Annotated in this window: 9 protein-coding genes; 3 read left to right on the top strand and 6 right to left on the bottom strand. The window is 63.3% G+C overall.

Annotated elements, in window-relative coordinates; genetic code table 11:
• Window positions 1-199 precede the first annotated feature (199 nt).
• Window positions 200-1,531 carry an MFS transporter gene (locus EWV37_RS14095; protein ID WP_129702327.1) on the top strand — a complete coding sequence of 444 codons (1,332 nt, stop codon included), beginning with the start codon at window positions 200-202 and terminating at the stop codon, window positions 1,529-1,531.
• Between the two features lie 75 nt (window positions 1,532-1,606).
• Here EWV37_RS14095 and EWV37_RS14100 read toward each other — a convergent pair whose 3' ends face one another.
• Both EWV37_RS14100 and EWV37_RS14105 read right to left on the bottom strand, forming a co-directional pair.
• Window positions 1,607-2,311 carry a response regulator gene (locus EWV37_RS14100; protein WP_238663308.1) on the bottom strand — a complete coding sequence of 235 codons (705 nt, stop codon included), beginning with the start codon at window positions 2,309-2,311 and terminating at the stop codon, window positions 1,607-1,609.
• A gap of 80 nt (window positions 2,312-2,391) precedes the next feature.
• Window positions 2,392-3,615 carry a sensor histidine kinase gene (locus tag EWV37_RS14105; RefSeq protein WP_129702329.1) on the bottom strand — a complete coding sequence of 408 codons (1,224 nt, stop codon included), beginning with the start codon at window positions 3,613-3,615 and terminating at the stop codon, window positions 2,392-2,394.
• A 162-nt stretch (window positions 3,616-3,777) separates the two neighbouring features.
• On the opposite strand from EWV37_RS14105, the gene EWV37_RS14110 reads away from it, so the two are divergent.
• On the top strand, window positions 3,778-5,259 hold the full coding sequence (locus EWV37_RS14110) for a hypothetical protein (protein ID WP_129702330.1): 1,482 nt from the start codon (window positions 3,778-3,780) through the stop codon (window positions 5,257-5,259).
• Window positions 5,260-5,262: 3 nt separating this feature from the next.
• Here the strand turns inward: EWV37_RS14110 and EWV37_RS14115 are convergent, their stop codons facing one another.
• From EWV37_RS14115 to EWV37_RS14130, 4 genes are all read right to left on the bottom strand, one after another.
• Entirely contained in the window at window positions 5,263-5,838 is a 576-nt protein-coding gene (locus EWV37_RS14115) for a DUF3817 domain-containing protein (protein WP_311198964.1), read from the bottom strand.
• 121 nt (window positions 5,839-5,959) lie between these two features.
• A complete protein-coding gene (locus tag EWV37_RS14120) occupies window positions 5,960-7,030 on the bottom strand; it encodes a hemolysin family protein (protein WP_095798482.1) in 1,071 nt (356 codons plus the stop codon).
• Entirely contained in the window at window positions 7,027-8,577 is a 1,551-nt protein-coding gene (locus EWV37_RS14125; protein ID WP_129702331.1) for a hemolysin family protein, read from the bottom strand. Before EWV37_RS14125 ends, EWV37_RS14120 begins: the two co-directional genes overlap by 4 nt.
• Before the next feature lie 568 nt (window positions 8,578-9,145).
• Window positions 9,146-9,550: a hypothetical protein gene (locus EWV37_RS14130; protein ID WP_129702332.1), complete on the bottom strand. Its 405-nt coding sequence runs from the start codon at window positions 9,548-9,550 to the stop codon at window positions 9,146-9,148.
• A 770-nt stretch (window positions 9,551-10,320) separates the two neighbouring features.
• On the opposite strand from EWV37_RS14130, the gene EWV37_RS14135 reads away from it, so the two are divergent.
• Window positions 10,321-11,826 carry an SLC13 family permease gene (locus EWV37_RS14135; protein WP_129702333.1) on the top strand — a complete coding sequence of 502 codons (1,506 nt, stop codon included), beginning with the start codon at window positions 10,321-10,323 and terminating at the stop codon, window positions 11,824-11,826.
• Window positions 11,827-11,938: the final 112 nt, after the last annotated feature.

Consider the following 11,938-nt stretch of genomic DNA (forward strand, 5'->3'; position numbering starts at 1 on the left):
CATTCCCGAGGACAGATGAACGCCCACGTTCGTGCGGAATCAAGCATATCCATTTCACGACTTTTGACAATTGATTGACTTAACGGACGATAGTTGTCTAACGTGATGCGCACCACAGATTGCGTCAGTCATGGCTCGATCCGCAGACCTTTTCCAGTTCCCGCTGCCGTGGCGCATTTGCCGCCTTCTAGGAGTTCACATGTCCGCAACAGTCACCCCTCAGCTGAACCAGCTGAGCGTGCAGGAAAAGCGCAAGGAAGCGCGCCGCGTGGTCCTGTCCAGCTACCTGGGCAGCACCATCGAGTTCTACGACTTCCTGCTGTACGCCACCGCCGCCGCACTGGTCTTCCCGCACGTCTTCTTCGCCGGCCTGGATCCGCTGGCCGCAACCGTTGCCTCCTACGGCACCTTTGCCGCGGGTTACATCGCCCGCCCTCTCGGTGGCGTCATCTTCGGTCACTTCGGCGATCGCCTGGGTCGTAAAAAGATGCTGATCCTGTCCATGCTGATCATGGGTGTGGCGTCCACGTTGATCGGCCTGATCCCGTCCGGTGCCGTCATCGGCTCGTGGGGCGCCATCATCCTGGTGACGCTGCGCCTCATGCAGGGCGTTGCCATCGGTGGCGAGTGGGGCGGTGCCGCGCTCATGGCCCTGGAGCACGCAGAGCCCAAGAAACGCGGATTCGCGGCGTCCTTCGTCAACGCCGGCGCACCGACCGGTTCCGCACTGGGAACCTTTGTCATGGGCCTCTTCGCCTCTCTCCCCGAAGATCAGTTCCTCTCGTGGGGTTGGCGCGTACCGTTCCTGCTTTCGGCCGCCCTGCTGATCGTGGGCCTCGTGATCCGCGCCAAGATCTCCGAGAGCCCCATTTTCGCCGCAGCCGTTGAGGCAGATGAGAACTCGCCTAAGAAGGCCGCTCTCCCCATTTGGAGTGTCATCCGCCGCCCCAAGAACTTGCTGCTGGTGATGTTCGGCGGTGCGGCCGGTTTCGCCCTGCAGGTGGTCATGGCCTCGTTCGCCGTGACCTACGCGGTGTCCCACGGTGCCGAGCGTCAGCCCGTCCTCTACGCGTTTGCCACCGCTTCACTGTTGTCCGTTGCCGTGGTGGTCGTGATGGGCAAGGTGTCCGACCGCTTGGGTCGCCGCCCGGTGATGTTGATCGGCATGGTTGCCTTCATCGCCCTGCTGCTCCCCATCTTCAACTGGCTTGCATCCTCCAACATCCTGTTGATCTTCTTCGCCTTCATGGTGGGCCTCACTTGCCACAGCACCATCTACGGTCCGCTGGCGGCGTTCATCTCCGAACAGTTCGGCACCGCGGCTCGCTACACCGGCGCCTCCGTGGGTTACCAGATGGCCACCCTGCTGGGTGCGGGCTTCACGCCCTCGATCCTGGCCACCCTGTACGGCGCCGACGGTCAGATCAGCCGCGTGCTGCTCTACCTGGGCATCCTCACGGCCATCAGTGGCATCGCCATCCTGCTGACCAAGGAGTCCAAGAACATCGACCTGCACACCTACGAGCACTAAACCCATAGCTCCACGAAACGCCCCGCGAATCTCGAATTTGCGGGGCGTTTCACATGAGCGTTTCAGGCGGCACCGTCAGGCAGTGACCACTCCGGTTTCGTAGGTAATCACCACGGCCTGCACCCGGTCGCGGGCACCCAGCTTGGCCAGGATGTGGGACACGTGCGTTTTCACGGTCGGCTCGGAGAGGAACAGTTCGGACATGATCTCCGCGTTGGACAGCCCCCGCCCCACGAGCTCGAAGACTTCTCGCTCGCGCGCGGTCAGCGATGCCAGTCGCGGGTTCTCCCACGGATTCGACGCCGCCGCGGGCACCTGCCCCGGGCTCGTTGCGTTCCCGGCCACCCCCGTAGGTGACGCATGCGCGGCGTCTGCGGGAGCGGCGTCGTCGTTGGAGGAATCGGCAATCAAATGGTCGAGCAAGCGACGCGTGGTGGAGGGCGCGATCACCGCATCCCCGCGGGCGACGGTGCGAATGGCTTCGAGCAACTCCTCGGGGCGAGCGTCCTTGAGGAGAAACCCGCTGGCCCCGGCACGAATGCCGTCCAGGGCGTATTCGTCCAGATCGAACGTTGTGAGCACGATGACCTTGGTCTGTGAGTGCGCCGCAAGGATGGCCTGAGTGGCCTCGATGCCGTTGAGCCGGGGCATGCGTACGTCCATGAGCACCACGTCCGGCACGCGGTCCGTCCCCAGAGCAGCCGCGACGAAGTCCACGGCTTCCTGACCGTCACCGGCCTCGCCAATGACCGTGAGATCCGGCTGGGAATCCACGAGCATGCGGAAACCGCCGCGCACGAGAGGTTGGTCGTCAACGATGAGCACTCGCGATGCGGCGGTGGGCTCTGCGGGGGTGGAACTCACGCGTCCTCCGTGGGGATGTCCGTGGGAATGGTGGCCTGAACGACGAATACGTCCGATCGAGTCGCGTGTGGACCCGCCGTCATCTCCCCACCGTACAGAGCCACACGCTCACGCAAGCCCTGCAACCCGTGACCGGCGCCCGGCGCGCGGGGTGAATCGTTACCCCCCGCGCCGTCATTGATGATTTCCACCCACGAAAAATCCGGGCGGTGCTCAATGGACACGCGCACGGACGAAGCCTGCCACGCGTGCTTCAGGACGTTGGTGAGCCCCTCTTGCACCACACGGTAGAGGCTCAGCTGCGCTCCGGTGCTGAGTGCGGGCGTGCCCTTCTCAGCGAACTGCACGGGGAGACCCGCGGCCTTCACCGACTGAACCAGTTCGGGAATGTCGCCGAGCTGCGGCACGGGTTTGGTCTCGGTCTCGTCATCGGTACGCAGCACGCCCAGCAATTTGCGCATCTCGGTCAACGACCCGCGTGCAGTTTCGGCGATCGTCTCCAGAGTCTGCGCGGCCACGTCCGGGTTCGACGCCGCCGCGTACCGCGCGCCGTCCGCCTGCGCAATCACCACGGACAGCGAGTGCGCGACCACATCGTGCATTTCCCGGGCGATGCGCGTGCGTTCATCCTGGGCGGCGATCCGTACTTCTTGCTCGCGCTCCACCTCGAGGCGGCGGGCCCGGTCCTCGAGTTGTTCACGACGGCGCCAGCGGTTTCGCGCCAAATCTCCCGCGAGGAACGCGACGATCACGAACAACGCACTCACCACGAAGAACATCAAGGACGCCAGCACCCATTCCAGGACCGTGCCGTCTTCGAAGAACACGAAGAACCATCTGCGGCACATGAGGGCGAACACCAAGCACCCCAACAGCGCGGCGATCAGGACCGTGCGTCGCTTCTTCTTGGACGCACGCACCGCCACCGTGTACATCAGGCACGGGACGGCCCACATGCAGAGCCCGATGGCGGCGACATTGAACAACACCAGCACGCCGAGGGCCAGAACCCCCACGGCGAAGGCCGTTGCCACGGGTGCCGCTCGCCGGAAGAACAACGGAAGTGCCACCACCGCGGCACACCAAAAACTCTTGCCTGCGTCCAGCGCTCCGGCAGTCATGAAGAACAGCGAAAAGATGATCCCACCACCCATCAGCAGGGCATTACTGAGGTGGGGGTGTTCTTCTGCCCAGCGCGCGAGCCGTACGTGGAGTGCCATCGATCCGAGGGTAGCGAGCTTTCGTGCCAAGGGTCGTCGTGCTCGAGTATGAGTGACTTGATGAAGGGCTCATTGAGCTTTCATCAGAATGCGTACTAAAGAGACATCCGCAACATACCTGCTAGTCACACCCATTCGTTACTGTTTCGTTACATTTTTGGCATGCGATTCAGATCCCAACATTCGCGTACTTCGCGCCGATCCCTGTCCATTGCCGGAACCATGACCGCCCTGCTCACGTTGGTGGCAACCACCATGCCCGCTCAGGCCGCTCCGGTTCCGACCACACCCACCGCGCCGACACCGCCCTCCGGCACCGCGCCGGCCTATCTGCACGGTTTCCAACAGCCACAGCAGCTGTGCCCCGGTGGCCAGCTCGTCGGCAAGGTCTCCGACGCCATCGTCGATCCCACCGTTGCGGTGGCCGGTGGCCGCGGCGAGTGCACGCTGGCCGATATGAAGGCCGCCAACCCCGGCACCACGTTCTACGCCTACATGAACCTGGGCGCCATGTCCGAGCGCAGTCCCGAGAACGGCGCCTTCCAACGCACGTGTGCGGACCCCTCGTCGGACGGCCGCAAGTTCGGCGTTATTCCCCGGAACTCCCGCGTGGCCACCAACTCGATGGGTATGGCCACCTACCCCGGTTGGAACTACTCGACCATTTCCAACCTCTCGAATGGGTACGCGGACGCGTGCGCAACCGCCGCGGCCAAGCTGCTCCAAGCGCCGTCGTTGCCCGGTCGTGTGACCAAGGCGCGCCCGGCCAAGTTCGACGGTGTGTTCTTCGACGACGTCGCGATGACCGCCGGACACGGCCAGGACATGGATTACGTGGGTAAGTGGGGTCCGTGGGCGGATGACAATGCTTACGCGCGCCGTGCAACCGCCGTGGTCGACAGCGTCAATCGCCAGCTGGACAACCGCCTCAAGCGCGATGTTCCCCTGGCCGTGAACCTCGGCATCTACCCTGAGAAGCCCTCCAACGTGGCCCGCGCCAATGAACTGGCGCGCACCGGTGCGGTGGACTTTGCGATGCGCGAGTTCAGCACGCAGGACCGCAATGGCTCTCCCCTGTCCACCGCATACCTGAGGAAGTCCGCGGACGTGAATCGCCAACTCACCGCCGCGGGCATGCCGATCCTGAACCATGACTACGCAGTCTCGAAGCGGGCCGTGGGTGCCGCAGGTTACGGCCAGGGCAAGGCCATCAACGGTGGCGCACAGTGCCTCAAGGCGGGAAATACCGCGGTGGCCAGGGCAGCCGATACTCGCCGCGAACGCGACTACCGGATGCTGCTGGGGCAGACCCTGCTGACCCGCGACTCGGGCGCGCGCGGCGTGAAGGCCGTGATCCCGCAGGTCGAGAACTGCCAGGACCAGATCGCTCGCAACACCGGCCTGGCCGAGAGGGTCACGGACCGCTCCGTGAACCCCAATGCCGCTGGCGTCCGTGAGCTGCGGGACGCCGTGAACAACGGGGTCTACGGAACGGGTGCGCGCTCCACCTCGAACCAGGTGCTCGTGCGCAAGCTGTCCAACAACCGCTACGTACTGGTGAACCCGACCAACACCCACCGCAGCGTGTCGCTCAACGGCAAGTCGTGGAGTGTGCCGGGCCGCTCAGCAGCTCTGGCGGGGTAATCCCTAGTTGAACCACTCGGTGGGCGGGCCTGCGTTCAGCAAGATCGTGAACAACAGGGCCACGAACACCACCAAGATCACGGCCGAGAGAATCGGCCAGCGCAGGATCACGGCCAGGAGCCGCTCGGCAGCAGTGCGAGCGGGTTCCTGGCCGTTCTGCGGTGCGCCACCGGCCGGAGCCACACGCCACTGCGACGACAGCAGACCCTTACGGTCCACGTGACGTTCGAAGGGAACCGTTGCGAACGGAACGGCCGCCAGGAGCAGGCCCAGAATTCCCTTGGGCGCAGGCCAGCGCTGATCCGTCCACACGACCACGGTGGACACGCAGTAGGACAGGAACACGAAGCCGTGGATGCTGCCTGCGATCCGCATGGTCCAGTCCGGTGCACCCAGTGCGTACTTGCCGATCATGGCCGCGATCAGCAACGCCCACGTGATCATCTCCGAGGTGGCCACCACGCGGTAGAGACCCCGGGGGCTCACGCGCGGCGTGTCGGTCGGAGACGTGCTGGTGTTCGGATTCGCGGCGTTGTTCACGCGCTCTCCGGATGCTGCTGAAGCTGACTGGCTGGGCATGTTTCTCCCTGGGATCACAGAACTGATGTCACACCATTATGGAAGTGCGGTTGCGGACGGGTCATCCACCGATCGATTGATTCGACTGCCCCGGTTGCTCGGATTGCTCTCGAGTGGCAGGTCAGTCCGCGACCGGCTTGCTCGTGGCATCTCGGACTTCACCCACGAGCTCCTCCAACACGTCCTCGAGGGCCACGATGTCAACCGACTCGTCCGTGGTGCGGGAATCCCTGGCGACCTCGCCCACCAGGGCGAAGTGAGCGCCGTCGGCCTGCATGGTGCGGGTGACCTTGCGCAACTTGTCCTGCGGGGCCACGCGCGCAAACCGACGGATCGATGCGGCCGGGATGGGTACGTGACGCATCTGCTCCGGCAATCCCAGAATGTCCTTGGTGTGGATGTAGCCCATGAGGCGCTCGTTCTGGTCCTGCACCGGGAATCGCGAGAAGCCGGTCTCCGCGCACATCAACTCGATACCCGCGGCGGTGATGTCGCTCGGAACGGTGCGCATGCCGCTCAGGGGCAGCGCGACATCCTTGGCGGTCATGTTCTCGAAGTTCAACGCGCCGGTGAGCAGTTGGATCTCGTCGTTGTCGAGCAGACCCTCGCGGCCGGATTCGGCCACGAACCCGCGAACTTCCTCGGACGTGAACGACGACGCGACCTCGTCCTTGGGCTCCACGCGGAAGAACCAACGAACCAGGTGGTTGGCCGTCTCGTTCATGATCCAGATAAACGGGCGGAACACCATGACGAACCCGTGCAGGATGGGCCCGAGCACCATGGCCGAGCGGCCCGGTACAGCAATCGCGATGTTCTTGGGAACCATCTCTCCCAGCACCATGTGCAGGAACGTCACGATCAACAGCGCGATCACCAGGGCAATCGGGTGCAGCAACGCTTCGGGCACACCGAAGTACTCGAGCGGTTGCTCGATGAGGTGCGCGATCGCGGGCTCGCCCACGGCACCGATCAGCAGTGAACACGCGGTGATGCCGAGCTGGGTGGCCGCGAGCGCCGTCGACACGTTTTCAATGCCCTTGAGGGCATATTTAGCGGTCTTGGAGCCTTCCGCGGCCTTGGGTTCCAGCTGGTCGCGGCGGGCCGAGACCATGGCGAACTCACTGGCCACGAAGAATGCGTTGCCCGCGAGCAACAGGATGAGAACGATAATGGCGGTGCTGGTGGTCATCGCTGCTGCTCCTCTCGGGGATCCTCGACCGAGACGTCGTCATCGCGACGGAACGAGGGGTTGCCTTGCAGTCCGGCCTGCGCCGCCTGGAATTCCTCGGCGGTTTCGGGCTGCCGCGGTTCGCCACCCAGAGGATCATTCCTGCCCGCCGGGGGTTTCCACTCGGTGGAGGTTGTGGAGCCACCTTGCTCGTCCGGGTCGCCACCTTCACGGCGCACCAGGATCCGGTCCACGCGGTGCTGATCCATGCGGACCACTTCCAGATGGATGTTGGCCTTGGTGGGCAGGTCGTCCTCGTCACGGTGTGTGTGGTCGACAGCTTCCAAGGTCAGGGTGTCCCCCACGTGAGGCAGCCGGTCCAACTCTTCGGCCATGAGCCCGCCCAGGGTGTCCGACTCTTCACCTTCGGGCATGTCCAGCCGCAGCACGTCGCCGAGTTCGTCGGGGCGCAGCAGACCGGAAACCACCAGGCCGCCGTCACGGGTGCGCCGGAAGCGCTGGATCCGGGTGTCCTGCTCGTCATCGATCTCGCCCACGATTTCCTCGATGAGGTCCTCCAGGGTCACGATGCCGGCGGTGCCGCCGTATTCGTCCACCACGATGGCCATTTGCAGACCCTTGCCGCGCAGCTTGCGCATGAGGGGGTCCAGGGTCATGGACTCCGAGACGACATCCGCCGGGGCGGCAATATCGGCCACGCGCTTGGTCGAGCGCTCCTCGAACGGCACGGCCAAGGCGTGGGTGTAGTGCACGATCCCCACGATGTCGTCCACTGACTCACCCATCACGGGGAAACGGGAGTGACCGGTCTCCGCTGCGGTGAGCAGCATGTGCTCCACGGTGTCATCGGATTCTAAGAACGTCACTCGCGGGCGCGGGCGCATCACGTCAGCAGCGGTGCGCTCACCGAACTCGATGGAGCGGGCCACCAATTCGGCGGTTCCGGCTTCCAGGGTGCCTTCGCGGCCAGAGCGGTTCACCACGGCTGCCAGCTCGGCGGCGGTACGGGCGTTGGCCACTTCTTCCGTGGGTGTGAAGCCCAGGAAGCGCAACACGGCGTTCGCGGATCCGTTCAGGACCTTGACCAACCAGCCGAACAGGACCATGAAGATTTTCTGCGGGTACACCACCACGTGGGTCACGCGCATCGGGTCCGCAATGGCCCAGTTCTTGGGGACCAGCTCACCGAACACCATCTGCGTGAAGGTTGCCACGATGAACGCGGCCGTGGTGGCGACACCGGTGGCCGCGGCGTCGGGCATACCGGCCCAGCCGAGACCACCACGTAAGAGCTCACCGATGCCGGGGCCGGTGATGAAACCGGCCATCAAACTCGTCACGGTAATACCCAATTGGGCACCGGAAAGGTTGGTCGACGTCTTCTTGAGGCTGCGTTCGATGACGACGGCGCGCTTGTCACCTTCCGCTTCGGCGCGCTGAACCGCTTGCCGATCGACGGTGAGGAACGAGAACTCCACGGCCACGAACAATGCGTTGGCCAGAACCAAGAGAAGGAAAACGAGAAGGAGGAACCAGGCTGTCAGCACCAGCCCACCTCACTCGACATGGGTGCTGCAATGCAGCGCGGGCTGGGGGCTGTGCCGGATCGGGGAAGAGGACTGAGCCTCTTCGGACTGTCCGACTCCTTGTCATCGGCGGAGGCGGGTACACCGAAGTACGCCGCGTGCCGGGAGAGTTGAGATGTCACGGAGAAAAGAATACAGAAACTCGCCGAACCATGCCGAGTGACGTTGGTCAAGTGGGTGAGGCGGGGGCGGCCTCGGGGGATGGGGCATGGTGTAGGGGGCCAGCCATGGGGCTTGGAACCTCTGGCACCGGGTCGCCGGGTTCCGAGCTCGCGTACAAGTCCCCACGTATCGGCCCGTGAACATCCGGGGCAGAGGTTAGCGCTCCTGGCTTCCAGGTGAACATCTGGGGTAGAGGTTAGCGCCGTTATCGGTGCCCTGAACATTATTGGCAGAGGGACGTAGATTCATCCCCGGTTTCGCTGCGAACCTCTACCCCAGATGTACAGCCCTGTTAACCTCTGCCCGAGATGTCATGATCCGCACCCCGCCTTCCACCTTTGGATTCATACATCAGGCTTTTAAAGGGCTACCCCGCGTTGACCTTGATGTCTGAAACCCCCAACCAGTGCGTGTTGTTGCCGCAGCGCAATTGATCCGGGCGTTCGGAGGTACAGGAGAACTCGCCCAGGACAATGACCTCGCCGGGAGCCAACGTGGGAGGGTCCTTGGCGAAGATCTGCGGTGCACCGGGCATTGAGGGCTCCCACTGTGACTGGGCTTGGTCTGAAGTGAGAGTAGCGCTCGTATGAGTTTCCCCATCCACCTGGGTCGATTTTCCAATGCAGTGCACCGCGGTAGGCATGCCCAGGATGACCTCTTCGGAGATGAACACCACGCACTGGGCGGGACCGGTTTGAGCTGCAAATCGGTACATGCCCCGTTCCGCTTTGTAGGGAGCAGCATCCACGCGAATCCCCTCGTGGGGTTCCACGGCTTCCCCACGAGTCAGAGCGATGGCGCGACTCTCGTCTCTGGTTATGCACCCAGCGGAATAGCCACGTTGCATTGACGCTGCATACGTGGGCATCGAGCAGTCATACCCGTTGATCTGATGGTGGTTCGCATTGCCGTTCCCGCCCACGGGCGCTGCGAGGTACTCTTCCATTTGCTGCGCGGCTTCTCCGCAAGAGATCTCCCCCGCCAAGACCACCAACCCGTGACCGTCCACCGGGTCAGGGCAGGGAACCGCAATGGAAGCGGGCTGGCCCTCCGTAACCGGCTTCTTGAACGGTGACAGCGTTCGGGAGCGGTTCGGGCGTTCTGCGGCCCTTGGCGTTGCCGACTCTGCTTCAGAAGGTGTGGGCTCGGAACTCTCCTGAGCACTTGAGCTGACTTCACTGGCAGAAGTTTCAGACGGTTCCACCGAGCTCTCCGGCGCGGTGGTTTGCTCCTGGCTCAGCTGGACATCGGAATCACCGCAAGCGCTAGCTCCCAGCAGCAGTGCAATCGCCGCCGTGGTGACGCACATTCTTCTTGCTGCCATCATTCCCGTTCCCCGCCCCATCAATCTCTGTGATTCAGGTCATCGTAGGCAGACTCCAGCGCACCAGAACAGTCATTGAGATTTCATTTCTGCCGGTCAGAGCTTGATGTCGCCCATGGATGCCTCCAGGAGACAACCGCTTCACAATGCGATGCAAATGGGCGCGGGCCATAGGGTGACCAGATACTCCACCCCGCCGAATGAGACACAGGTGCCCCATGAGTCAGACCGCCACAGCTACTGCCCCGGAGGTGGAGCACAAACGGCCCAAAAAGATCATCCCGCTGCTGCTCGGCCCCGCGTTGGCGGTCTTGCTGACTTTTGTTCTTCCCGATTCACTGGCCTTCGAAGGGCGCGCGGTTGCGGGTATCGCGTTGTGGATGGCCCTATGGTGGATGACAGAAGCGGCTCCGATCCCGGTTACGTCACTGTTGCCGCTTGCCCTGTTCCCGCTAGTGAACGCGGGAGCCATGAAGGACGTGGCCGCGCCCTACGCCGACCCCGTGATCTTCCTGGTGATGGGCGGCGTGATTCTGGGGTTGGCCACGGAAAAGAGCAACCTCCACCTGCGAATCGCGCTGTACACGATCAAAGTGGTGGGAACTAAGCCCGCACAGATCGTCTTAGGTCTCATGCTCGCGTCCGCGTTCTTGTCCGCGTGGGTGTCCAATACGGCAACCGCAGTCATCATGACTCCGATCGCGGTGTCCGTCCTGCAGCTGATCCGTCAGATCGATCCGAAGTTGGTCGACAAGAAGTTCGCCGCGTCCATGGTGCTGGGTGTGGCCTACGGCGTAACCATCGGTTCCACAGCAACCCTGATCGGCCAGCCGCCCATGGCGCTGATGAAGGCGTACTTGGCGGCCAACCACGACTTCGACATCCCCTTCGGTCAGTGGATGATGGTCGGCGTTCCCTTCGCGATCGTGATGCTCGCGCTCACCTGGGTGGTTCTCACTAAGTTGGTGTTCCGCACCAGTCTGAAGGAGATTCCGGGTGGAGCGGACATGATCAACAAGGAACTCCACTCCCTCGGCATCATGTCGCAAGCCGAAAAGAGAGTGGCCGCCATCTTCCTCACGGCCATTGTTCTGTGGGTCGCGGTGCCGTTCCTCTCGGACAACGGCCACGTGACGAACGCGATTCCCTTCGTTGCCAATATCTCGGACACTCAGATAGCTATTGGCGCGGCCATTGCGTGCTTCTTGATCCCGGCAGGTCGCACCGCTCCGGGTCATGCCCTTCTCCAGTGGAGCTCGGCCAAAGAGATCCCGTGGGGTCTGCTCCTCCTCTTCGGCGGCGGTTTGAGCCTGTCGGTGGCTTTCACCGCCACCGGTTTCTCCACGTGGATCGGCGAACAAGTCACGAACTTGGAAGCACTTCCGACGTTCTTGATCCTGGGTGCCGTGGCCATCATCGGATTGGCCCTGACCGAGTTGACCAGTAACACCGCGACCGCGGCGGCGTTCTTCCCGATCATGGGTGCTGTGGCCATCGGCGTGGGAATCGACCCGTTGTTCATGACCATCGTGGTCACCCTGGCCGTGTGCTCGGCCTTCATGCTGCCCGTGGCTACCCCCTCCAACGCGGTGGCGTTCGGCAGCGGTGAGGTCAGCATCAAACAAATGGTCAGGGTGGGTGTGTGGCTCAACCTCATCGCACTGGTGATCGTTATGGCCACCGTCTACACCTTGGTACCCCTGGTCTTCGGAGTGACTCCGTAGGCACCACGTGGGGCAGAGGTTAACGCCCTTATCGGTGCCCTGAACATTATTGGCAGAGGGACGTAGATTCATCCCCGGTTTCGCTGCGAACCTCTACCCCAGATGTACAGCC

Source organism: Kocuria carniphila, assembly GCF_004136555.1.
Classification (GTDB): Bacteria; Actinomycetota; Actinomycetes; order Actinomycetales; family Micrococcaceae; genus Kocuria; species Kocuria carniphila.

Coding starts and splice junctions, on each gene's coding strand:
- EWV37_RS14135 (WP_129702333.1), top strand. CDS start 10,321: ATGAGTCAGACCGCCACAGCTACTGCCCCGGAGGTGGAGCACAAACGG.
- EWV37_RS14120 (WP_095798482.1), bottom strand. CDS start 7,030: ATGACCACCAGCACCGCCATTATCGTTCTCATCCTGTTGCTCGCGGGC.
- EWV37_RS14110 (WP_129702330.1), top strand. CDS start 3,778: ATGCGATTCAGATCCCAACATTCGCGTACTTCGCGCCGATCCCTGTCC.
- EWV37_RS14095 (WP_129702327.1), top strand. CDS start 200: ATGTCCGCAACAGTCACCCCTCAGCTGAACCAGCTGAGCGTGCAGGAA.
- EWV37_RS14105 (WP_129702329.1), bottom strand. CDS start 3,615: ATGGCACTCCACGTACGGCTCGCGCGCTGGGCAGAAGAACACCCCCAC.
- EWV37_RS14115 (WP_311198964.1), bottom strand. CDS start 5,838: ATGCCCAGCCAGTCAGCTTCAGCAGCATCCGGAGAGCGCGTGAACAAC.
- EWV37_RS14100 (WP_238663308.1), bottom strand. CDS start 2,311: ATGCTCGTGGATTCCCAGCCGGATCTCACGGTCATTGGCGAGGCCGGT.